A 22,349-nucleotide genomic window follows, 5' to 3' on the forward strand; every position below is an offset into this window, starting at 1 on the left:
CGAAGGGTCGGCCATGGGCAAGGCCGCTCATGCGTCGCTGGTAGGAGTGTTGTCGATCCGCCCGTGCAGCAGCAGGCCGACGCACCACCGCTCCTCATCCTCGAGCGCCGCGCGCCTGCCCCTGACTCGGGCCAGCGGAGGGCAACGGCTCTGGTGCGTGCTGACCAGCCGGGCTATGTCGTAGTAGATCGCGGCGAGGAGCAGGCCGCCGATCAGTATCGCTATCGCGGCCATGGGAGCCCAGTTCACAAGGTTCGGCGTGTGTCCTTCTGTGCGGCGCGCAGCTCGGCGACTTCCTTGCGCAGCTCGTTCAGCTCGCAGTGCGCCGCGGGTGAGTCGATCGAGGTGCCCCGCCGTGATACGTGCAACCCCCCGCGCGTCATGAACCACATCATCAGGCCCATGCCGATCGGGCAGGCCAGGAGGAGCAGTGGATACAGAAACTGAGGCATGAGGGCCTCCCGGTGGGCTGTGGGGCGCTCGTCGAACCCGCTCTAGCTACTAAGTAATTTAGATAAATGGGAACGTTGACGCCAGTCCGGGTGTGCTCGATCGCACGGCGTGACGGATTTGTTGCTGAAGGTGTCTCGGGATGAGGGTGGGCCGGTCGGCTGCGGCGAGGTTGATGGCTGGGTGTTCACGTGCGGGCCGGAGGCGATGCGCGCCGTCGGTCGGCGGCGCCCTCGAGGATTTGATGCGTGAGCGGCTCGGCCGTGAGTGCCTGTATGTCCCGTCGTGCGGACTGGCCGTGTACCTGGCACTACGCCGCTGGTGCGCTCCTGGTGGAAGCGTGCTGATGTCGCCGGTCAACGACGACGTCATGGTGTTCGTCGTGCTGGCAGCTGGGCGGCAAGAGAGCATGCAGCCACCGCTCGGTCCCTCGAAGAGCGCTGCCCTTCCGAGGAGCCGTGCGGTGGCTGGCGTGTCGCCTGTTTCCACGACGAGATCACGCAGTTCCAACGGTCTCCTAGGCGTTCACGGAGTCGTCCTGCGGCCGGGCGGTGGGCTCTTGCGCTCCCTCGGCGCTCGCGGACCCGCCGCCGCGCATCAGCAGTGCGGTCAGGAGACCGCCGGCGGCCGCGATGCCCGCCGCCGCGAGGAACGCGGCGCTGAATCCGTCGGTGAGTGCGGGCAAGTCGCCGAGCCGATCCGCGCCCTGGGAGGTGGCGAGTGCGGTGAGCGCGGCCAGGCCGAGGGCGGAGCCCACCTGGTAGGTGGTGTTGACGATGCCGGAGGCCAGGCCCGCCTGCTCCTGGGGTACGCCCGACATGGCGGCCATCATCGCCGGGATGTACGCCAGCGACATGCCGAGCGCGGCCATCAGCGAGGCCGGCAGGACGTCCACCACGAAGGTGCCGGTCGGCTCCACGGCGGCCAGCCACAGCAGGCCCGCGGCCAGGACGAGCAGCCCGCCCGCGATCAACGGTTTGGGGCCGAAGCGGCCGAGCAGTCGTGCGGTGATCATCGTCATGAAGACCATCAGCAGACCGGTCATCGGCAGCAGCGCGGCGCCGCTGGCGAAGGCCCCGTAGCCGAGCACCTGCTGGAGGTAGAGGTTGAGGAAGTACCACATCGGGATCCAGGCGGCGCCGAGCAGGGTCATCGCCAGGTTCGACGGGGCGAGGCCCGGCGTCCGCCACACGCCCAGCGGCATCAGTGGTGCCCTGACCGAGCGCTGGATTGCCAGGAAGAGGGCCAGCAGCACGGTGGCGGTGAGGAGTTCGAGCACGGTCTGGGCGGCACCCCAGCCGATCTCGGGAGCACGCACTACCGCGAACACCGCGAGCGCGAGACCGGCCGTGACGGTGACGGCGCCGAGGACGTCGACCGAGCCGCGTCGGCCCGCGACCGCCGGCAGCAGGCCGGTGGCCAGGAGGGTGGCGATGCCGATCGGGATGTAGATGATGAACACCCAGGGCCAGCTGGCCCATTCGGTGAAGACGCCGCCGAGGAAGACGCCCGCCGTGCCGCCGGCCGGGGCCGCGGCGCCGTACAGCGCGAGGGCCTTGCCGAGTTCCCTCGGATCGTGGCTGAAGAGCATCATCAGTAGGGTCATGGAGGCAGGTGCGATGAGCGCGCCGCCCACGCCCTGGACGGCACGGCCCAGGACCTCGACCCACGCGGTGGTGGCGGCTGCGGCGACGACCGAGCCCGCGATCAGTACGGTCCAGCCGGTCACGAAGATCCGCCGGGCGCCCAGGAGATCCGACAGTCTGCCGCCGAGCAGCAGCAGTCCACCGAAGGCGATGACGTACGCGTTGAAGACCCACTGCAGATCGCCCTGGGAGAAGCCGAGGTCGCGCTGCATCTCGGGCAGGGCCACGCCGATGATCGAGGTGTCCATGATCACCATGAACTGGGCGGTGGCGAGCACGAGGAGTGCCCACCAGCGCCGGGGGTTGACGGTTGACATGAGGTTTTCCTCCCCTTCAATATACCCCTAGGGGGTATGAAGGGAAGGCAAGCTAGCATACGGGTGGGGGGTATGCAAGAGGGGTCGCGCGGTTCTCTTTTTACCCCCTAGGGGTATGCTCTGGTGTATGCGTATCGGAGAGCTGCCGCTGGCTGCCTCGAGCCGCCCCTGCCGGTCGCTGTGCGGGGTCGGATCGGCCGAAGTGGTCCTGATGAAACGGGTGTTGGGGCTGTGTCTGAGGCTGCGGCTCGTCGTGTCCGGTGACTGGGCCAGGACCACCGGCTGACGTGGCGGCCGGAAGCTCTCGCGCTGTCGGACTGGCCGGGGTCGCTGGGTCGGGCCATGCTCTTTGAGGTGCAAGCAGGCGTCGGCGGGGCCCCGATGGTGGCTCTGATGCCGTGTGGGACCCCGCCGGGCTCAGATCAACTCAGTGACTCTTGTACTCGAAGATGTACAGCCCGAAGTCGCGGTCGGAGGCCGCGACGTACTCCTTGCTGAAGGAGTTGAAGGTCTGCACCCCCAGAAGTTGTTGCCGCCCTCGTCGATGAAGCGGCCGACCTCCACGAGTTTGTCGTTCTTGATCTTCGTGACCCGGAATCCGCCCGCGCAGTAGGCGAAGTACGCCAGGTCGGGCCGGACGCCGGAGGTCGCCACCTCGTGGACCGACAGGTCACCGGCGCCGGAGGCGTACGCGGGGTCCTGGCTCTCCGGAATGGCGTACGTGTCCAGCCCGGTCATCTTCCCGTCCTTGTTGCGGTAGAGGTGCGCGTAGCCCCAGCCGTCGAAGTGCGAGGAGAAGGTGAGCCGGTCGCCCTTGGTGCCGATGTCCACCGGCAGGGTGGCGGGACCGGTGCCGGCGAGGCAGTCCTCGTTGCTGTAGGGCTGGTCGAAGGCGGCGAAGCCCTGGCCGCGGGGGTGCGACACCGAAGGTCGGCAGGGTGCCCTCGACGGTCATGCCGCTCTGTGCGTCGCAGGCGTCCGAGCCGGTGCGGTTGAAGACGAGTACGGCGTCGTAGCCGCCCGCCGCCTCGATGTCGGCGGCCTTCTCGGTGAACGTGCAGACGCCGCGCTCCACTACGGCGATGTCCACGTTGGCCGGGTCGCCCGCGGGGACGGCGGGGCTGTCGTTGCAGCCCAGGCCGACGTGCACCGTGTCGCCGGTGATGGTCTTGCCCGCCTCCAGCGGGATGCCCTGGCCGGCTGTGACGGCGGCGTTGTCGTCGAGGTTGCGGGCCGAGAGCGCGTACGGGCCGAAGTCCTCGTCGGCGCCGATCACATACCGGTTGCCGAGAGTGAACTCCGCCTGGTGGCCGTGGCCTTCCGGCGCCACGTCACGCCCGTTCGCCGTGCCCTCGGGATCGGGGTCGGTGAAGTCGGTGTCGCCGATGTACTTGAGGTTCTTCGGGTCGGTCGCGTCCAGGGCGACGTAGCCCGCGTCCCAGTAGGAGGCCAGCAGGACCTGGCGGCCGCGGATGTTCTTGACGACCATGTCGTGCAGGAAGACCTCGGTCAGGTTGTCCGGAGCGGCCTGGAGGATCTGCGGGAACGTCTCGTCCAGGTCGTACTCGGCGATGAGTTGCGGCTTCGTCGGATCCGTGATGTCCATGATGTCGACGTCCGTGCCCTCTTCGTTGTCGACGATCACGGCGTACGCCTTGCGGCCCGCATCCCACGCGAACACGCTGTGGATCTGGCGGGCGGTCTCCGTCTTCTCGCCGCCCAGGGTGAAGTCGCCGACGCCCTCGGCGAGTGCCTTCGGCTTGGTGGGGTTGCTGACGTCGTAGATGTTCATGCCGCCGGAGCCGGTCTCGCCGCAGATCTCGTTGTTGCTGACGAGCACGTCACCGTTGAAGGACGGCGTGGAGAGGTGCACCGTCTGGATGCCCTCGCCGGGAGCGCTGCCCGCCGGAGCGGGGATGAAGCCGACTTCCTTGGGCTTGCTGGGCTTTCGGATGTCGACGACGTACACGCCGGTGTTGTCGCAGCCGACGCCGCCCCAGGAGGCGAGGTAGGCGTATACCTTGTGGACACCGACGTCGGCGATCTTGCCTTCGACCACGTTGCTCAGCTTGAGCTTGCTGACCAGCTGGGCGTTTTTCTGAGTGGCAGGCAGATGTCCGTCGCTGCCGCCGTGTTGGTCGTGGCCGTGGCTGGCCGCCGCGTTGTCGATGGCGCCGTCGGTTGCCGAGACGCCGTCATGTGCTTGTGCGGAACCGGCGAGAGCGGTCGTGGCGAAGAGCATCGCCGCGAACACGCCCACGCCGGTCTGTCTGTGGGCCTTGCGCATGCTTGACCTCCACTCGTGCGGCCGGGGTGACCGGCCCAAAACGAGGTGATGCCGGTCACCAACTGACCGGCATCGCGAAGGTACTTAGTACGAGGATCCACCGTAGAGGTATTTAACCTGATCGTATTTTCCGGGACTTGGGCTGAGCGCGGCAGGCGTCGGAGTCGTCGGTTGTGCGATGCGCGGCAGGTTTCCCGCAGGTCGGCAACGCCTCCTGCGGACCGGCATGACGACCGCCGAGACACAGTTCACGTTCGCCTCCGGTCCGAAGCCGCCTGCGAACACTGTTGGGGCGTATGGACCAGCTGGCGAGGCACAGGACAAGGTCGCGGAGGCTTGAGGCGGAAGCGCGGCGGCAAGTCGGCGGCATAGAGGGGTCGTGCATGATGGTGGCCCTCGGTGCTCCGGTGGTAAAGCCGCACACTTCGCTCTGTGCACGCAGTCATCGGCGGTGGGGGAGGGCTTCCGACAGGCTCGGGACTGAGCCGACGAGCCCAAGGGACGGGCCCGACACCGAGGCGGCCGGCCTCATCGGGCCGGGCGCATCAGCAGAAGGTGCATGCCCTTGCGCTCACTTGAAGGACCGCAGCCGCAGGCTGTTGGTCACCACGAACACCGACGAGAAGGCCATCGCGGCGCCCGCGATCATCGGGTTGAGCATGCCGAGGGCGGCGAGCGGCAGTGCTGCGACGTTGTAGCCGAAGGCCCAGAAGAGGTTGCCCTTGATGGTGGCCAGCGTCTTGCGGGAGAGACGGATCGCGTCCGCCGCCACCCGCAGGTCACCGCGTACGAGCGTCAAGTCGCCCGCCTCGATCGCCGCGTCCGTGCCGGTGCCCATAGCCAGGCCGAGGTCTGCGGTGGCGAGGGCGGCCGCGTCGTTGACGCCGTCGCCGACCATCGCGACCGAACGGCCCTCAGCCTGCAACCGCTTGACGACGTCGACCTTGTCCTCGGGCAGGACCTCGGCGATCACCTCGTCGATGCCAACGGAACGGGCAACCGACTCGGCGACGAGTTGGTTGTCACCGGTCAGCAGGACGGGCTTCAGGCCGAGCGCGCGCAGTTCGGCCACCGCCTCGGCGCTGGTCTCCTTGACCGCGTCGGCAACGGTGAGGACACCGCGCGCCTCGCCGTCCCACGCGACGGCGACCGCCGTACGCCCCTCTGCCTCTGCGGCGGCCTTGGCTTCGGCCAGCTCCCGGGGCAGCTCGATGGCCCTCCCCCACTCTCGGCTTCGCTCGAGCGGGGGGACCCCCATCTTGAGCAGCTTCTCGCGGCCGACGAGCACCGCGTGGCCGTCGACGACGCCCTGGACGCCGAGGCCGGCGACGTTCTCGAAGTTCTCCGGCACGGGCAGGCTTCCGACCTGCTCAGTAGTACCGGCAGCGATGGCCTGGGCGATCGGGTGCTCGGAGGCGTGCTCCAAGGCACCCGCCAGTCGCAGCAGTTCGTCCTTGTCCACGCCCGGTGCGGGGATCACGTCATGAAGCTGCATCCGGCCCGTCGTCACGGTGCCGGTCTTGTCGAGGACGACGGTGTCGACGCGGCGGGTGGACTCCAGGACCTCGGGGCCCTTGATGAGGATGCCGAGCTGGGCGCCGCGCCCGGTGCCGACCATCAGCGCGGTCGGGGTGGCTAGGCCTAGGGCGCAGGGGCAGGCGATGATCAGAACGGCCACTGCGGCGGTAAAGGCGGCGGTCGCGTCTCCCGTAACGCCGAGCCAGGCGCCGAGGGTGGCCACGGCGATCAGCAGGACCGCGGGGACGAAGACGCCGGAGATCCGGTCTGCGAGACGCTGGACCTCGGCCTTGCCGTTCTGCGCGTCCTCGACGAGCTTCGCCATCCGCGCCAGCTGCGTGTCCGCGCCGATGCGGGTCGCCTCGACGACGAGCCTGCCGCCGGCGTTCACGGTCGCGCCCGTCACGGCGTCGCCGACGGTCACGTCCACCGGCACCGACTCGCCCGTGAGCATGGAAGCGTCCACCGCCGACGCGCCCTCGACGACAGTCCCGTCGGTGGCGATCTTCTCGCCGGGACGCACGACGAAACGGTCACCGACGGCCAACTGCACGACAGGGATGCGTACTTCCTTGCCGCCCCGCAGCACCGTAACGTCCTTGGCGCCCAGTTCCAGCAGTGCCCGAAGCGCAGCACCGGCCTTGCGCTTGGACTTCGCCTCCAGATAGCGCCCGGCAAGGATGAACGTGGTCACCCCGGCCGCGGCCTCCAGATAGATGGAGGAGGAGCCGTCCCCGCGGGAGACGGTGAACTCGAAGCCGTGCCGCATGCCCGGCATCCCGGCGTGACCCCAGAACAGCGCCCACACCGACCAGCCGAGCGCGGCGAGCGTGCCGATCGACACCAGGGTGTCCATGGTCGCGGCACCATGGCGGACGTTCGTCCAAGCGGCCTTGTGGAAGGGGAAGGCGCCCCAGACGACGACCGGGGCGGCCAGCGTCAGCGATAGCCACTGCCAGTTGTCGAACTGCAGGGCCGGCACCATCGCCATCAGGACCACGGGCACGGTGAGCACCAGCGACACGTACAGACGCTGTCGCAAGGACAACAGTTCGCCGTCCGCCGCCGGAGTGGCCTCGCCCTCGCTCGTGTCGGCGGTGGCGGAGGCGGGCGGGGGCGGTTCCTCGGCGGTGTAGCCGGTCTTCTCGACGGTGGCGATGAGATCGGCGACGTCGATGCCGTCCGCGTAGGAGACCTTCGCCTTCTCGGTGGCGAAGTTGACGGTCGCCGTGACGCCGTCCATGCGGTTGAGCTTCTTCTCGATACGGGCCGCGCACGACGCGCAAGTCATGCCGCCGATCGAGAGCTCGACCGCGGAGGAGGGCGCGGGTGCCGTGTCGGGGACGGCCTTCTCGGGAGCCGTGCTGGTCATGGGCGTATCTCCAGGGGGAGGCCGGGACGTACGGCGTCCGTATCAGCGGAGCGATACGTCCCGGCGTGGGGAGCAATTCGCTGTCCGGGGCCGTAGGCCCAGGAGGGGGCTGTCAGGCGCGGCCGACGAGCTCGTAACCGGCCTCGTCCACGGCGGCGCGGACGGCCGCCTCCTCGAGCGGTGCGGCGGAGGTGACGGTGACCTCGCCGGTCTTGGCGACGGCCTTGACTGCGGTGACGCCGTCCAGAGCGGAGATCTCCTGGGAGACGGAGCTCTCGCAGTGGCCGCAGGTCATGCCGTTCACCTTGTAGGTGGTGGTGACGCCGATGCCCTCGACGTCGACCGTGGCGCCGGAACCGCAGGAGCCGCAGCAAGAGCCGGAGCTGGAGTTCGTCTGGGTGGTCATGGCTACTTCCTCCGGGTGTGGGTGCGTGGGCTGCTTCCGGGAGGGGTGTTGTCCCCGCCCCGTCCGTGACACCAACACTATACCCCCTAGGGGTATTCCTCCACGTGTGGGGCTGCGCACATGGTCCGTCCGGCTGGTTCTTTGCTCGCCTACCTGCTTAGTAGGCGTCGTGGCCTGCGACGGTCTCCTCGTCGGCTCCTGCCACTGAGGGAGCGCTCATGACGTCACTTCTGTCCCTGCTCGGGCGCGGTGCGCTCGCGGGCGGAGCTGTCGGCCTGGTCAGCGGAGGATTCTCGTGGCTGCTCGCCGAGCCGGTACTGGACCGGGCGGTGGAGCTCGAGGCGGCCAGCGAGGGGGCGGGCGGCACGGGACCCGCCGCGGCCGAGGTCTTCTCCCACTCCACGCAGCACGCGGACCTGCTGGTCGCCGCCGTCCTCACCGGAGAGGCACTCGAGGTCCTGTGCGAGCCGCCCGCCCCTGGGCGGCGGTGGGCATGACCGGCGCGCCAGCCGTGCCCGCCTCCCGTCACCGCGACTGTGACCTCGGTCGGCATCCGTGTGTGGCACGGGCACCGGTCGAGGTTCTGGACGGCTCAGCGGACGACCAGAGTGCCTGTCATGTTCGGGTGGAGGGTACAGACGAAGGCGTATCGACCTGCCTGGGAGGGGGCGGTGAACGTCCCGGAATCTCCGCCGGAGATGTTCCCGGTGTCGAAGGCGTCGCCTTCGGTGGCCGTGACGGTGTGGGGGGCGGAGTCCTTGTTGGCCACGGTGATCTTCTCGCCGGGCCGCACTTCCGGATTCGCCGGGCTGAACGCGAAGTCTTCCATCGTGATGCTGCCCGTCTCGGTGGGGCTGGGAGAGGTGGCGGGTTCGTTGTCCCCGTCGGCACAGGCGGTCGCGAGCAGCAGGGCGACTGTTGCTCCGAGCGCCAACGGGACGGTACGTCCGCGAAGGTGTGAAGGCGACATCGGACCGGACCCTTCGGGCGGGCGCCCGTGAGCGGCCTGCGCTGGGGAACATGGAGTCCGAGACCGCTCGGGCGCGTGGATCGCGTATGTCCATTGTCTCCGTCCCGGGCACCGGAGACGAAACGGCTTCGCGTGCTGCGGGCCTGTGTGTGCTGAGCGATACGGGTCTCTGCTGAGCGATACGAGTCCGTGCCGAGCCCACTTCGCGCGACCTGATGCCTAGGCCACCACGGTGCACGCGCTTGGCCCCTGGCGCGGTGTCGTCCTACTGGTCGGCGGCGACTCGACTGGCCTTCACGCGGCCATCATCAGCAGCATCGCGGACATGGTCCCGCCCATGCCGATATGCGCTGCCAGCGCCGCGTCGTGCGCGGCTCCGAGTTTGCGGCGCCGCCCGTGGCCTGCCCGCTGGCCCGTCCTGGTCCTGTCCCACACCGAGAGCGTCAGCGACGCCAGGTAGACGAGCACGGTGTCCGGCATGGCGAGCAGCCAGCGGCCCCAGCCTCCCCGAGAGCCGGCACCCCGACCACCTCGCCGCGCGCCCCGGATCCTCGCCCACACGGACGCGCCGATCGACAGCAGGAAGTAGACGGCGAGAGCCGCGACCACGAAGCGCCATACAGAACCGGACCCGGCGGAGGAACCGGCGTCGGCCGCGGCATTCGTCATGCCCGGCATATCCATTCCGTGCGTGGACCCCATGCCGTGCGTGTGGTCCATGCCCTCCATCTCGTGCGTGCTCGTCGCGCTCGCTGTGTTCTCCATACCCGGCATGTGGGCCATTGAGTGTCCGCCGCCCAGCGCGAGTACCGGACCGGAGGACGTGCTCGTCATGGCCAGCGTCATGATCACCATGCCGAAGCTGCCGACGATCAGGTGCACCCAGTGACGGCCGTGCTTCCACCCGGACGAGCGCGTGTGCTTGACCGCCATCGCCACAGCCCCGAGCCCTAGGAGGCCGAACGCCACTGACCACCACATGCCGTAGCCCGCGTACCAGCCGACCGTCGCCGGCAGGGCCATGGCCGCCATGCACAGCCCCATCAGCAGGTCGCCGCCCGCCGCGAACCGGGCCTCACCCCTGGTGGTCACCATCCGGACCGCGCTGACGGCAGCCACCAGGGCGGAGACCAACGCGATGGCCCAACTGAGCGCGAGGATTCCCATCTTCACCTTCCCGTTCGTCCGAGCTGGCGGGCCTGCGCTGCCGACGCCGCCTCGTCGTACGGAGCACCGCGAGGGGCGCTACCTGGGCATTAACTGCTAGTGCCCTTAGTACGTTTCGGAGCCGGAGGGTGTTCAGGTGGCCGGTGGGATTGCGTACCGCGGTCTGGTCGACGGCTTACAGGAGTGCCGGAACCGCCTGCGGCCGGACGGCTCAACCGAAGTCGTTGACCTGGTCGACCGTCGAAGTACCAGTGGCCTGCCACTCCTGCGCACTCAGCAGGCGGGTCCGCTCGGCGGGCCGGTGCAGGGCAGCGACGGCTCCCCGATCGAGGGCGTGCCCCGTAGGGCGGTAGAGGTGGCCTGCAACGAGATGTTCATGATCAGCTGGTGTATCCGGGCCGTAGCCGCATCCGTCCGCCGGGACTGCGGCGGGCGGGGCGGACGAAGGACGACTGCCCGGTGGGAACCGCGGTCACGGTTGCACCAATCCGCTTATGGCTCCGCCCGTGATCCGCTGGGCCCATGGCTTCCGCCTATCACGCGGTACATGCCGATCGAGTCGTGCGTGGCGGTGTCGGCGAAGCCGAACTTCTCGTAGAGGAAGCGCGCGGGGCCGTCCGCGATCAGCGAGACGTAGGCGGTGGCGGGCGCCCGGCGCTCCAGTTCCTCGGTGAGCGCGGCCATGATGCGCTTGCCGAGGGCGCGCCCCTGATGTGCGGGGTGTACGCACACGTCGACGATCTGGAACGCGGTACCGCCGTCACCGATGACGCGCCCCATACCGATGGGCTCCCCCTCGTGATGAAGGACCACCCCGTGCCACGTATTGGGCAGGGCGAGCGCAACCGCTTCAGGGGCCTTGTCCGAGAGGCCGGCATCGGTGCGCAGGCGGCGGAAGACCTCGACGGAGGGCACGCCCACGCTCAACTCGTAAGGATTGTTCAAACTATCCACCTCCGATCGTGCGATGGGCGCGGTGATGGGCCTGCTCCAGTGCTCGGCTCGCTGGTCAGTGGCCGGATTCGGCGTGGTCGCCGTGGTCGCTGAGCTGTGCTTCGAACCAGTCGTGCAGCGCATCGACCAGTGCGGGCTCTTCGGTGGTGTAGGTGAGGGTGGCGCCGTCGGGCCGTTCGCGATAGCGGACCTCTATGTGCTCATAGCCGTCTTCCAGTTCCGTCAGGCCCGGCATGCTGTCGCCGTGGATCTGGGCGGGGTCGCCGAAATCGCCCTGGCTGAACGCCTTGGCCTCCTGCTGTAGGTGGGCGCGTATGAGGTCGATCTGCTCGGCGTCGTCGGACTCGTCGGCGACGACATCCTGGATCCCGCCCGTCTCGGTGGGGGTGAAGTGGTGGGTGGTTTGTTCGAGGTCGAAAGGCATCACGGTTCGACCGCGCTCGGCGACCACCTGGCGCCGGTCGGTCCGTCCCTCGCCGCTGTCCTGCTGTGGGTCGCCGATCAGAAGGACGGCGGCCAGCGCCGCGCCGACAGCCCCTGCGGCGATGCTTGCCGTTAACAGTCGGCGCTTGCTGTTATTCATCCAGTGCCTCCGTCAGGACTTCGAGGGCGTGCAGTACGCCCGCTCGTTCGTCGCGTGGAATCGCATCGAGCAACCGGGAGAACTTCTCCCGCCGCGCGTCGGCGAGGTTGTGCGCGGCCTTCTGTCCCGAAGCCGTGAGGCGCAGGACGACGCCGCGGCCGTCGTCGGGGGCTGGGGCGCGTTCCACCCAGCCGCGGGCGGTCAGCTGCCCGACGAGCCGGCTGACGGTGCTCTTCTGCAGTCGCAGTCGGCGGGCCAGTTCCACCTGCCGCAGTTCACCCTCCTGCGCGAGCTCCCCGAGGGCGTGAGCCTCGGAGACCGGGATCGCCTGACCACACGGAGTGCTTTCGGGCTGATGCAGCCCGAAAGCACGCACGAAGCTCCGCAGCGCGTCTTGAAGCAGGGCTGGATTTGCCGCTCCACCTTCTTCCGACATAGTTCGACAGTACAACCAGGTGGTTCGGCGATACAACTATCTCTCCGTGATGTGCCGGCCAGAAGGCAGGCGGCGCGATTGACGAGGCGCACGCCATGCGCCACTACCTCACCCGTCGCGGGGTGCCCGACGCTCGCATGGTCAGCGACTACGCCGGCTTCGACACCTGGGACTCCTGCGTGCGGGCCAAGAAGATCTCCGGCGTCGACCGCGCGATCCTCGTCAGCCAAGGGTTCCGCATTCGCCAGGCGGTCGCGCTGCGCCAGGAGGAGGCGTCGACTCGCACGGCGTCAGGGCGGCCGACTGCCACGACGCAGTTTGGTACCACGGCGCCACCCGCGGACTGTTCGCAGCGAGCAAGGCGGTCGTGGGCGCGGCCTTCGAGCCGGACCCGAGTTTCTCGGGCCGAGGGAGCCGGCAGTGGCGCGGGCGCCGGACGGAGCCCGGTGATCAGGCGTCGGCTGACGAACCGTTGAATCGCGGCGTGCGCTTTTCCAGGAAGCCACACGGGCAACCGTTTTCGTCCTCTGTCCCGGACAGAGCATGGAAGCCCCGTTCGAAGAGTGCGCCGTGACCGCGGCCCGCTCTTCAGGGCACGGTCGACGCCACCGGACCTGCCGCGCTCCTGCCCGCAGGACGGCAACCGGCTCTCGGTAGGTGTGATCAATGCGCACGACGCCCGCGACCGGCATGGGCTTCTCCGGGTTCTTCCTGCTCCCCGTCCAGCTGACCAAGAACGGCTGTGGTTCTCCTCCTTCCCCAGCCGTGGACGACGCGGGGCGCTCTTGGGCAGTACTAAGGTAGTTCGTGCTTCCACTGTCGCCTCGACGGCACAGCGGACCCCGGCCGCACTCGCACGCGGCCGGACGAGGAGCGTGGCCGTGGACGGTGCAACAGGAAGCAGCACGCAAGTGCTGGCACCGCCCGCGGCCACGTCTCACGAAGAAAACCGAGCCCCGGCGGGCGACCGCCCTGGCGCGGCCGGTGACAGCCCCAGGGCCGACCTGGTGGGACGGATCGCAGTCTCGCTGACCGTGCTGGCGCTCCTGCTCCACTCCGGCTCGGTCCTCGCCCGCGGTCTCGCGGTGAGCTGCCCGCCGTGGGGCAAACATGTGCGAGTTCTCCACCGCCTTCGCCCTGATGGCGTCGGCCGCGTAGGTAGGTTTACTGGCAGCCCGGAAGCCCGTGCGCTGGCCGGGAGTTCCGGTCCTCTTCTCGGTCCTGCTGACCCTCGGCCTCGCGGTGTCGGTGCTGTACGTGGACTCCGCGCAGCTCGTGCCGGCTCTGCACTCGTACTGGCTGTGGATCCACGTCTCCGCCGCGATCATCTCCGGTGGCGTGTTCCACACCGCGGCCGTGGTCACCGTCCTATACCTGTTCCGCGACCGCTGGGAGCACGCGGTTGCGGCGGGCCGAGTCGCGGGGCGGACGGCGGGGCTCCGGCGGCGGCTGCCGTCCGCGCGGACGCTGGACAAGTTGGCGTACCGGCTGACGGGCCTGGTGTTCCCGCTGTGGACCTTCGCGGTCATCGCGGCCCGGTGTGGGCGGAGGCCGCGTGGGGCCGCTACTGGGGCTGGGACCCCAAGGAGACCTGGGCCTTCATCACTTGGGTCGCGTACGCCGCGTACCTCAACGCCCGTGTCATTGCCGGGTGGAAGGGTCGGCGCGCGGCGGTGCTCGGGCTCGTGGCGTTCGCCACCTTCGTCTTCAACTACTACGGCGTCAACATCCTCATCATCCGGATTCCTCCGTGGATACCCCCGCCTTCAGGCGGGGGAGGAAGCGGACTCCTGCGGAGCAGGGCAGGGAAAGCCGATTCGCCTCCTGGGCGGTTCGGCGTCCATCGCCAACTACCAAGCAGGGGTCACAAGTTGATGTGATAGTTGGTGAGTCATGGCCACTGGCGTGAAGCGGGCCTTCAAGTACCGTTTCTATCCGACCGATGCGCAGGCAGCCGAGCTGTCGCGCACCTTCGGATGCGTGCGCAAGGTCTACAACATGGCCCTCGCGGCCCGTACCGAGGCCTGGGCGCGGCAGGAACGGGTCAACTACAACCAGACCTCGGCCCTGCTGACCGCGTGGAAGAAGACAGAGGAACTCGCCTACCTCAACGAGGTCTCCTCCGTGCCGCTGCAGCAGGCCTTGCGGCACCTGCAGGCCGCCTTCGCGAACTTCTTCGCCAAACGCGCCAAGTACCCGCGCTTCAAGGCGAAGAAGACCTCCCGGGCGAGCGCGGAGTACACCTCCTCCGCCTTCCGGTTCCGCGACGGCCAGCTGACACTGGCCAAGATGGCCGACCCGCTGGACATCGTCTGGTCGCGTCCCCTGCCCGAGGGGGCGACGCCGAGCACGGTGACGGTGAGCCGGGACAGCGCCGGACGCTGGTTCGTCTCCCTGCTGTGCGAGGACCCGCGGGTCAAGCCGCTCGCGGCGGTCGACGCGGCAGTGGGTATCGACGTCGGGCTTAACCACCTGCTGACCCTCTCCACGGGGGAGAAGATCGCCAACCCGCGGCATGAGCGCCGCGACCGCGAGCGACTGGCGAAGGCCCAGCGGGAGCTGTCCCGCAAGGCCAAGGGCGAGGGTGCCAACCGGCAAAAGGCCCGCCAGAAGGTCGCCAAGATCCATGCCCGGATCGCCGACCGCAGGCGGGATGTGCTGCACAAGCTGACCACTCGACTCGTGCGTGAGAACCAAACGCTTGTGATCGAGGACCTGACCGTACGCAACATGGTCAAAAACCGGAGCCTGGCCCGCGCCATCAGTGATGCCGCGTGGTCCCAGTTCCGGAGCATGCTGGAGTACAAGGCCGACTGGTACGGGCGGGAAGTAATCGCGGTGGACCGCTTCTTTCCTTCCTCCAAGCTGTGCTCCGCCTGCGGCAGCCTTTCTGAGGCGATGCCGCTGCATGTCCGTTCCTGGACGTGCGGCAGTTGCGGCACGGCCCATGACCGGGACGTGAACGCCGCTGAGAACCTTCTGGCCGCCGGGCTGGCGGTGTCTGTCTGTGGAGCCGGTGTAAGACCTCAACGGAGAACTCCGGGCGGGCAGTCGGCGGTGAAGCAGAAAACCCCACGGCGCGAGCCGTAGGAATCCCCCTCGTTCACGAGGGGGAGGAAGTCAACATCGGTCTGCACTCCCATGGAAGGCTGCCGACCCGATAAAGAGCTCATCGGGCGGTGAGGCCGTAAGGTGTTCCAGTACCCCCTGGGGGTAGGATGCGACTCCGGCGACCAGCCAGCACGGCACAGGTGGAACTCATGGCGATACGGACAGCTCACAGCGGCGGCATGGCCGTCCGCTGGGCGTACGGGGTGTTCCTCACCCTGTGCGTCGCGCTGGCCGTGCTTGTCCACCACGAGACGCCCATGACATCCGTGATGTCCACGACGACCGCGTCGCCCACGTCGGCCTCTGCTCGCATACCGGCTCCCGCCCACGCCGCGCATGCCATGGCGGACCCGGCCCATGCGATGGCGGGCGAGGCGGTGCCTTCCGCCTCGGAATCGTCCGCGCGCGGCGTTGATTCCGGCGCGTGTGCCATGCCCGGCATGCAGCACTGCGCCACGACGAGCGTCGGTTCCGTACAACTGGCCGCGCCGGGCCAGAGCACGTTCCACCCGCCCGCGGATCTGGGGCGTGCCGCGGAAGGTCGTGTCCCCGCCAGTGCGGTCGGCCGTGCCCCGCCCGATCTGTCCGTCCTCTCGCAACTGCGCATGTAGGCCGCGCCGGACGGCGCGCGATGTGCCGTCCCCTTCGCGACCACATCGGCAGTTTCGATACAGAGGACACACCACCATGAACAGCATCAACCGCCGCTCCATCTTGCTCGCCGGGCTGGGAGCCGCAGGCGCCGGAGCGCTCGCCGCGTGCACCAATGCGAATAGCTCAGGTAGCGGCACCGCCCTGATCAACCCCAACGCCTCGGCGGTCGCCGCCACCGAGAAGAAGCGCAAGAGCACCGGGCGCCAGCAGAAGGTCACCCTGACGGCCGCACCGGCCATGATCGACTTGGGCGGCGGCGTCACGCCCAAGACCTGGGCCTTCGACGGCCGTACCCCGGGCAAGGAGGTCCGGCTCTCCGTTGGCGACACCCTGGTCGCCGAGCTGTCGAACCAGCTCCCGAACAAGACCACCACGTCCATCCACTGGCACGGCATCGCGCTGCGCAACGACATGGACGGCGTGCCGCCCACCACCCAGACCGCCGTCCGGGCCGGCTCCACCTTCGCCTACAAGTTCGTCGCCGACGCCCCCGGCACCTACTTCTTCCACCCGCACGTTGGCGTCCAGCTCGACCGCGGCCTGTACGCCCCGTTGATCGTCGAGGACCCCAAGGAGACCCTCGCGTACGACGACGAGTGGGTCGTCCTCCTCGACGACTGGGTTGACGGCGTCACCGGCACCCCCGACAAGGTCTTCGCCGAGGTCAGGCAGGGGATGGGCGGCATGGAGGGGCACGACATGGGGGAGAGCAGCAGCCCCAGCTCCAGTGGTATGGAAGGCCATGACATGGGGGACATGAGCGGGATGGACATGGGGGACTCTGAGTCTCCCTCGGCTTCCGCCTCCTCGTCCGGCGGCATGTCGATGAAGTTCATGCTCATGGGCGCGGAAAGCGACCTGCTCGGCGGCGACGCCGGGGACGTCAAGTACCCGCACCACCTGATCAACGGCCGGGTGGCGACCGACCCCGACGTCTACACCGGCAAGCCCGGCAAGAAGGTACGGCTGAGGATCATCAACGCGGGCGGCGACACCGCCTACCGCATCGCCCTCGGCGGCCACAAGCTGACCATCACCCACACAGACGGCTTCCCGATCCAGCACCAGGAGGTGGACGCCCTGCTCGTCGGAATGGGCGAGCGCTACGACGTCCTGGTCACCCTGGGGGACGGCGTCTTCCCGCTCGTCGCCGTGGCCGAGGGCAAGGACGCGAACGGCTTCGCGCTGGTGCGCACGGGCTCGGGGAGCGCCCCGAAGCCGACCGTCCGCCCGAAGGAACTCGACGGCATGATCATGACGGCCTCCCAGCTGCGCGCCGCCGACGACGTGCGCCTGAAGTCCGCCAGGGCCGACGTGACGCACCAGCTCAAGCTGACCGGCGGCATGGCCAAGTACGACTGGGCCATCAACGGCAAGCCCTTCGACATGGACAACCCCGAGGCGAACCCGATCATGATCGAAGAGGGCCAGCGCGTACGGCTCGACTTCGTCAACGACACCGACATGTGGCACCCGATGCACTTGCACGGCCACACGTACCAGATCGGCACCTCTGGTCCCCGCAAGGACACCGCGATCGTGCTGCCCAAGAAGAAGCTGTCCGTCTTCTTCGACGCTGACAACCCGGGGCAGTGGATGCTGCACTGCCACAACGCGTACCACGGCGAGGCCGGGATGATGGCGAACGTGGCCTATCCGGCCTGACGTTCGCCTCGCGCCGTCCGGGCGGCCCATCGGCTGGCGGTGGGTGCGTCCGGATGCGGCGTGCGGATGGTTTCTCGGCTCTCCGGCTTGCGCGCGACGCGGATGACACACGGGGAGTTGGGCGGCGTATGGCCGTTGACCAGGAAGTCGAAGTGCCGCGCCTTCTGGATGCTGAACCCGGCGTGCTCAATGGCTTGTTCAGTATCCCGGCCGAGGTTGCAGCCACCTCCAGCAGGGGCCACACGAGGTTGATCCTGCGCGGACCGTTCCTACTATTCGAGCGCAGTACGCCTGGCTGGCGGCGCGGCCCTGGGGGCTCTGGGTGCGGAAGCCGCCGCGGGACCGGAAGCGATTCCGGTCCCGCGGCGGCCTCGGCCCGTCAGACGGCCGACGTGACCTTCACGGCTTCGGTGCCCTCCGAGCTGTGCCGTGCCGCCCAGTTCTCCAGAGCGTTGGTCCCCGAAGGCACTCGGGGTCGGCGGCTGTATCGCGCCGAGCAGTCCTTGGACCTCCACCTTGGCCACCGGCAGGCCGAGGAACACCGAAGCGGCCGTGGCGAGTCCCGCGGCGGCGAGTGGTGCCGGCACCACCTGGATCGCCTCCGGCAGCTTCTTACACAGCATGAGCACGGCGATGGTGCCCGCCCCGAGGCCGAGCGAACAGCTGGCCCGCGATCAGCACCAGCCCGATCCCGGCCAGCACGCCCTCGACGACGGTGACCGAGATGGCCCGGAAGTAGTGCCCGAACTTCAGGGTGTCCATGAGGAGTTGGAGTACGCAGGTGGCGAGCACGATGACGCCGAGAACGGGCAGCTCGTACTCGCGTACGGCTTCGAAGACCAGCACGGTCAGACCGGCAGCCGGGCCCGAGACCTGCAGATTGCTGCCGGGCAGCAGCCCGGTGACGAGGCCACCCACGATGTCGGCGACGGGGCCGAGTTCGGCTGGTACGCAGAGGCGACGGCGACGCCCACGCACTGCGCAGCGGAGACCTACACAGTGCTCCGCTAAGTTTATTAGTACATTAACCGTAGTCGACGTCCGAGTCGTTACGGTGAGATGTCACCCTCATGGGGATCGGTTTCAGGGGTAGACCCCACCGGTTCTTCCCGCCTGCGCTGGCGCCGCTCCCTCCATGCCAGCTCTGCTGTCACGATCACCGCAAGAACCGCGACCAGTGCTATCACAAGGGTGCTGATGGCGGAGATCCCTGACAGGAACCCGCCTTCCTCCTTGATGTCCGAAGCGACGTGAAAGGTGCTGGTGAAGCTCGGGGTGTAGGCGTCGCTGTATCCGGTCATGTCCCCCTCCAGTCCCCTGCTTTTGGGGGTGTGTGACGCCTACGTTACCCGAGTTTATCTAAGGATCTTAGTAGATGCATCTCTCCGGTCGCTTCTCAGTGACCGTGTCCGTCTTCCGTTTGGCCGGTCTCGGCGTCGGTTGACTCGTGAAGGTCATCGGGATGGGCGGCTTCGTCGCCCACCGCCGCCGCAGGCGTACCCGGTGACGCAGACGCGCAGATCACAGCAGACCTTGTCCTCGGGGGCGTTGAGCGACGCAGCGTCCGCCGCAGTTCCCACTGCGCACCGCTCAGGCGGGTGCTGATCACGGCATCAGCAATGTCCCGTCGACGACGGTGAAGGAGCATGCGGCTGCGCGGAGTTCACAGTCTGTTCCATGCAGTGCTCTGTCCGGTGATCGGCGTGTGCATGATCACCGGCCTGCTGGGTGGCGAGCACGAGCACGGCGACCCGGTGGTCGGACTGGACCAGCGTCACGCGCAGCGGGTCTTTCGCCCCGTTCGTCAGGACATATTCGTAGAGCGCGGGTGCCGTCGAGCCGTGGTCCTGCGTATCGGGACTTCGGGTCTCGTGCCAGCCGCACCTGTGCAGGGCTTCGGCCAGCTGTTTTACGGCATGCTGGGCGGCGGAGTTGTCTGCGTACGCCGCGATGCGGTGCTGTGCCGTCGCTCTGCTGGTTCCTCTGTATGTACGAACGATCTGGTCCTCGGTGCCGGTCCCGTCGAACCACTGCAGAGCGCAGTCACCCGTCCCGCCGGTGGGCAGGGGAGTGGTGGCACCGTTACCTGTGCTTATGGTGCGCCAGTGATACCCGGCGTTCCAAGGCAGCGCGGACGGGGACAGCAAATCCGTACGCGGGAGACCACCATCGCTGTCCGGTGAGGGCAGGATCGAGGCGGCCGAGACCAGACCGGGGTTGGTCCGCTCGGGACGGTCGGCCGGCGCGCTGCCGAGCAGAGACGTCAGGCCCCACAGGCCGAAGGAGAGCATGGCGGCGCAGCCCGCCGTGGTGACCGCCAGCCGGCGGCGGGTCCGGTGGCGGCGCACCCGCTCGTGCACGTCGGTGACGCCCCCACTCACGGTGATCAGAGGCTCGGCGTCGTCGGCGAAGCCGTGGAGCAGGGTGCCGAGTTCGTCCTGCGAGGGACGGCGGGTCCCGTCATTCATGAGGGAGGACCTCCTGCCGGGGCTGTGCGGCGGTCGCTGTACGGCCTGCTCGTGCCGTCGGCGTGTCCGGCGAGTCGGTGAGATGGGCGCTGAGGACGCGGCGTGCGCGCATGAGCCGTGAGCGTACCGCCGTGCTCGTCGACCCGGTCTGGCGGGCGACCTCCTCCACCGGGAGATCGAGGAGATGGTGCAGCACCACTGCGCGCCGCTGTTCGGGGTTGAGACGACGCAGTGCGGCGACCAGGGCGACGTGGTCGGGTGCGAGGCCGGGCAGGTCGGGCGGCGGACCGTGCCGGAAGTGGGCGCGGATCCTGTTGCGGGTCCTGCGCCAGGAGCTGACGGCCAGGCGCAGGGCGACCGTGCGCACCCACGGCGTCGGATCTCCTTGTGCGACCAGCTGCTCCCACCGCGGCCAGGCCCTGGCGTACGCCTCCTGGACCGCGTCCTCCGCCTCGCCGAGGTCGCCCGTCACGGTGTACACCACGGTGATGAGCCGCTTGACGCTCTCGGCGTAGAAGCGCTCGAAGTCCCTGCGTGCGTCCGGTGGTTGCCCCTGGCTGTCCGTCATCGCCCCCTCCTATGACGGCCACTCGCTCCAAAACGGCGGGTCAGCGGAGCAACGAGCTCGCCGACCTCGGGGATGCGCAGCGGACGCGCCAACACCACGACCGACAGGCCGATGACGGCGGCGCCGAGCACCAGGCCGGAGGCGTCCCCTGCTAGGCCGCCGCCCAGCCGGTCTGTGGACCAGCCGCTCACCGCGTACGCCAGGCTGGTCCCCGGCAGGCACGCGACGCCGAGTCGCAGATGCGTGCCGAGGACCCGCTCCAGGGGACGGCCCAGCCTGCGGCGCAGCACCAGCGCGGTGCAGCCCAGGCCCGCCGTGCAGGCGATCGCATACGCGGCCGCGATGCCGGTGACCGCCCAGCGCGCGGGCAGCAGGACGTACGAGGCCGCGGACAATCCCGCGTTGACGCCGGCGATGACCAGGGTCAGCAGGAACGGCGTACGGGTGTCGCCGAGCGCGTAGAAGCCGCGCGAGAGCACGTACTGCGCGGAGAAGGCCGCCAGCCCGGGTGCGAACGCCGCCAGTACCCAGCCGATCGCCCGGGTGTCGGCGTCGCTCACCTGCCCGTACTGGTAGGCGAGCCCGGCGAGTTGGGGCGCGAGCACCAGGAAGAGGAACACGGCGGGCACGATCGCCACCGCTGTCGTGCGCAGGGTCCGGGACAGGCCGGCGCTCACCTGCGGCAGGTCCCCGTCGGTGGCGGCCCGGCTCATCCGCGGCAGCAGCGCGGTGACCAGGGAGACGGTGATGATGCCCTGCGGCACCACCCACAGCTGATAGGCGCTGCTGTACGCGGTGTAACCGACGCCCTCCGTGACGCCCTCGGCGACGGCCCGCACCCCGGCGGACGTGGACAGCCGGGTCACCACCCAGTACGCGACCTGGTTCACCAGGACCAACAGCAGGGTCCACACGGCGGCCCGCACCGGCCGCCCGAGCCCCGATCCGCGCCAGTCGAACCGCGGCCGCCACCGGAACCCGGACGCCCGCAGAGACGGCAGCAGTGCCAGCGCCTGGACGGCGATACCCGCCGTACTGCCCAGGCCGAGCAGGAGCAGCTGGCCGTCCGTGACCTCGCTCGCCGTGCTCGCGGTGCGGGCGATCACCAGGTACAGCCCGAACACCGCGATCACGATGACGTTGTTGAGGACCGGGGTCCACATCATCGCCCCGAACCGGCCGCGGGCGTTGAGGACCTGGCCGAGCACGGTGAACACGCCGTAGAAGAGGATCTGCGGAAGGCAGTAACGGGCGAGCGCGACGGTGAGGTCGCGCTGGGCGCCCGTGTAGTCGGTGTACGCGGAGACGACCCAGGGCGCGGCGAGGACAGCGAGCGTCGTGATCGCGGTCAGGGCGGCCAGGCAGAGCGTGAGCAGCCGGTCCGTGTACGCGGCCCCACCGTCCGTGTGCTCCTTCGCCGCCCGCACCAGCTCCGGCACGAACACCGAGTTGAGCGCTCCGCCGATCAGCAGGATGTAGACGATGTTGGGCACGGTGTTGGCGACGTTGTACGCGTCGCCGAGCAGGGCCGTGCCCAGTGCGGCGACCACGACCGCGCCGCGGACGAACCCGGTGGCCCGCGACGCCAGGGAACCCAGCATCATCACGGCCCCGCCGCGCAGCCGGGGCGTCGAACGGGACTTCGGAACCGACCCGGTGGCGGCCTCCGCCTGTTCCTGAGCCGTCACGCCGTGTGTCCTCCCCGCCGCTCGAGCAGCTCAGTGAAATTGCCCGCCACAGACCCGGCCCGCCGGGCGTGCAAGAGACAGGCGGGTCT

22 protein-coding genes and 4 pseudogenes are annotated in these 22,349 nt (G+C 68.9%); 9 read left to right on the forward strand and 17 right to left on the reverse strand.

Translation table 11 applies throughout. From position 1 onward, the window contains the following. Positions 1–27: 27 nt before the first annotated feature. Together OHT21_RS44185 and OHT21_RS44190 are read right to left on the reverse strand one after the other, a co-directional pair. Positions 28–234 carry a hypothetical protein gene (locus OHT21_RS44185; protein WP_328773877.1) on the reverse strand — a complete coding sequence of 69 codons (207 nt, stop codon included), beginning with the start codon at positions 232–234 and terminating at the stop codon, positions 28–30. Between the two features lie 11 nt (positions 235–245). Continuing rightward, positions 246–452 carry a hypothetical protein gene (locus OHT21_RS44190; RefSeq protein ID WP_328773878.1) on the reverse strand — a complete coding sequence of 69 codons (207 nt, stop codon included), beginning with the start codon at positions 450–452 and terminating at the stop codon, positions 246–248. Positions 453–694: 242 nt separating this feature from the next. Between OHT21_RS44190 and OHT21_RS44195 the strand changes: the two are divergent. Then, positions 695–880, forward strand: a pseudogene (locus OHT21_RS44195) (DegT/DnrJ/EryC1/StrS family aminotransferase); the annotation flags it as partial. Between the two features lie 87 nt (positions 881–967). Here OHT21_RS44195 and OHT21_RS44200 read toward each other — a convergent pair. Continuing rightward, positions 968–2,413: an MFS transporter gene (locus OHT21_RS44200; RefSeq protein WP_328773879.1), complete on the reverse strand. Its 1,446-nt coding sequence runs from the start codon at positions 2,411–2,413 to the stop codon at positions 968–970. Between the two features lie 127 nt (positions 2,414–2,540). Between OHT21_RS44200 and OHT21_RS44205 the strand changes: the two genes are divergently transcribed. Then, positions 2,541–2,699 carry a hypothetical protein gene (locus OHT21_RS44205; RefSeq protein ID WP_328773880.1) on the forward strand — a complete coding sequence of 53 codons (159 nt, stop codon included), beginning with the start codon at positions 2,541–2,543 and terminating at the stop codon, positions 2,697–2,699. A gap of 131 nt (positions 2,700–2,830) precedes the next feature. Here the strand turns inward: OHT21_RS44205 and OHT21_RS44210 are convergent, their stop codons facing one another. From OHT21_RS44210 to OHT21_RS44225, 4 genes are all read right to left on the reverse strand, one after another. Further along, positions 2,831–3,151 (reverse strand): hypothetical protein, encoded by a 321-nt coding sequence (locus OHT21_RS44210; protein ID WP_328773881.1) that lies wholly within the window; start codon positions 3,149–3,151, stop codon positions 2,831–2,833. Beyond that, positions 3,084–4,700 carry a PA domain-containing protein gene (locus OHT21_RS44215; RefSeq protein WP_328773882.1) on the reverse strand — a complete coding sequence of 539 codons (1,617 nt, stop codon included), beginning with the start codon at positions 4,698–4,700 and terminating at the stop codon, positions 3,084–3,086. The genes OHT21_RS44210 and OHT21_RS44215 overlap by 68 nt, the downstream gene beginning before the upstream one ends. A gap of 571 nt (positions 4,701–5,271) precedes the next feature. Continuing rightward, complete coding sequence (locus OHT21_RS44220) at positions 5,272–7,590, reverse strand: heavy metal translocating P-type ATPase (protein WP_328773883.1); 2,319 nt, start codon at positions 7,588–7,590, stop codon at positions 5,272–5,274. Between the two features lie 112 nt (positions 7,591–7,702). After that, positions 7,703–7,996, reverse strand: coding sequence for a heavy-metal-associated domain-containing protein (locus OHT21_RS44225; protein ID WP_328773884.1), 294 nt, complete (start codon positions 7,994–7,996; stop codon positions 7,703–7,705). Between the two features lie 218 nt (positions 7,997–8,214). On the opposite strand from OHT21_RS44225, the gene OHT21_RS44230 reads away from it, so the two are divergent. Beyond that, positions 8,215–8,493, forward strand: a complete 279-nt coding sequence (locus OHT21_RS44230) for a hypothetical protein (protein WP_328773885.1) — start codon at positions 8,215–8,217, stop codon at positions 8,491–8,493. Positions 8,494–8,588: 95 nt separating this feature from the next. Here OHT21_RS44230 and OHT21_RS44235 read toward each other — a convergent pair whose 3' ends face one another. From OHT21_RS44235 to OHT21_RS44255, 5 genes are all read right to left on the reverse strand, one after another. Next, complete coding sequence (locus OHT21_RS44235; protein WP_328773886.1) at positions 8,589–8,930, reverse strand: cupredoxin domain-containing protein; 342 nt, start codon at positions 8,928–8,930, stop codon at positions 8,589–8,591. A 330-nt stretch (positions 8,931–9,260) separates the two neighbouring features. Continuing rightward, positions 9,261–10,133, reverse strand: coding sequence for a DUF5134 domain-containing protein (locus tag OHT21_RS44240; RefSeq protein ID WP_328773887.1), 873 nt, complete (start codon positions 10,131–10,133; stop codon positions 9,261–9,263). A gap of 492 nt (positions 10,134–10,625) precedes the next feature. After that, positions 10,626–11,087, reverse strand: a complete 462-nt coding sequence (locus OHT21_RS44245; protein ID WP_328773888.1) for a GNAT family N-acetyltransferase — start codon at positions 11,085–11,087, stop codon at positions 10,626–10,628. A 55-nt stretch (positions 11,088–11,142) separates the two neighbouring features. Continuing rightward, entirely contained in the window at positions 11,143–11,670 is a 528-nt protein-coding gene (locus OHT21_RS44250; protein ID WP_328773889.1) for an aspartate carbamoyltransferase, read from the reverse strand. Next, a complete protein-coding gene (locus OHT21_RS44255) occupies positions 11,663–12,046 on the reverse strand; it encodes a MarR family winged helix-turn-helix transcriptional regulator (protein ID WP_328773890.1) in 384 nt (127 codons plus the stop codon). The genes OHT21_RS44250 and OHT21_RS44255 overlap by 8 nt, the downstream gene beginning before the upstream one ends. A 140-nt stretch (positions 12,047–12,186) precedes the next feature. Here OHT21_RS44255 and OHT21_RS44260 point away from each other — a divergent pair. From OHT21_RS44260 to OHT21_RS44280, 6 genes and pseudogenes are all read left to right on the forward strand, one after another. Continuing rightward, a pseudogene (locus tag OHT21_RS44260) lies at positions 12,187–12,556 on the forward strand (SanA/YdcF family protein); the annotation flags it as partial. Positions 12,557–13,363: 807 nt separating this feature from the next. Further along, positions 13,364–13,576 (forward strand): annotated as a pseudogene (gene ccsA / locus OHT21_RS44890) (cytochrome c biogenesis protein CcsA); the annotation flags it as partial. Between the two features lie 41 nt (positions 13,577–13,617). Further along, entirely contained in the window at positions 13,618–13,986 is a 369-nt protein-coding gene (gene ccsA, locus OHT21_RS44895) for a cytochrome c biogenesis protein CcsA (protein WP_443050605.1), read from the forward strand. A 13-nt stretch (positions 13,987–13,999) separates the two neighbouring features. Continuing rightward, positions 14,000–15,196, forward strand: a complete 1,197-nt coding sequence (locus OHT21_RS44270; RefSeq protein WP_328766197.1) for an RNA-guided endonuclease InsQ/TnpB family protein — start codon at positions 14,000–14,002, stop codon at positions 15,194–15,196. Positions 15,197–15,366: 170 nt separating this feature from the next. Beyond that, a complete protein-coding gene (locus OHT21_RS44275) occupies positions 15,367–15,828 on the forward strand; it encodes a hypothetical protein (RefSeq protein ID WP_328773891.1) in 462 nt (153 codons plus the stop codon). Positions 15,829–15,904: 76 nt separating this feature from the next. Then, the gene (locus tag OHT21_RS44280) at positions 15,905–17,536 is read left to right on the forward strand and encodes a multicopper oxidase family protein (RefSeq protein WP_328773892.1); all 1,632 of its coding nucleotides are present in this window, start codon (positions 15,905–15,907) and stop codon (positions 17,534–17,536) included. 428 nt (positions 17,537–17,964) lie between these two features. Here OHT21_RS44280 and OHT21_RS44285 read toward each other — a convergent pair. From OHT21_RS44285 to murJ, 5 genes and pseudogenes are all read right to left on the reverse strand, one after another. After that, a pseudogene (locus tag OHT21_RS44285) lies at positions 17,965–18,528 on the reverse strand (SulP family inorganic anion transporter); the annotation flags it as partial. Positions 18,529–18,585: 57 nt separating this feature from the next. After that, positions 18,586–18,837 carry a hypothetical protein gene (locus tag OHT21_RS44290; RefSeq protein ID WP_328773893.1) on the reverse strand — a complete coding sequence of 84 codons (252 nt, stop codon included), beginning with the start codon at positions 18,835–18,837 and terminating at the stop codon, positions 18,586–18,588. 312 nt (positions 18,838–19,149) lie between these two features. Next, positions 19,150–20,004 carry a hypothetical protein gene (locus tag OHT21_RS44295; RefSeq protein WP_328773894.1) on the reverse strand — a complete coding sequence of 285 codons (855 nt, stop codon included), beginning with the start codon at positions 20,002–20,004 and terminating at the stop codon, positions 19,150–19,152. Further along, complete coding sequence (locus tag OHT21_RS44300; protein ID WP_328773895.1) at positions 19,997–20,572, reverse strand: SigE family RNA polymerase sigma factor; 576 nt, start codon at positions 20,570–20,572, stop codon at positions 19,997–19,999. Before OHT21_RS44300 ends, OHT21_RS44295 begins: the two co-directional genes overlap by 8 nt. After that, positions 20,569–22,176, reverse strand: coding sequence for a murein biosynthesis integral membrane protein MurJ (gene murJ / locus OHT21_RS44305; RefSeq protein WP_443050706.1), 1,608 nt, complete (start codon positions 22,174–22,176; stop codon positions 20,569–20,571). The genes OHT21_RS44300 and murJ overlap by 4 nt, the downstream gene beginning before the upstream one ends. Positions 22,177–22,349: the final 173 nt, after the last annotated feature.

The sequence above is a fragment of the Streptomyces sp. NBC_00286 genome, assembly GCF_036173125.1.
In the GTDB taxonomy this organism is placed as follows: Bacteria; Actinomycetota; Actinomycetes; order Streptomycetales; family Streptomycetaceae; genus Streptomyces.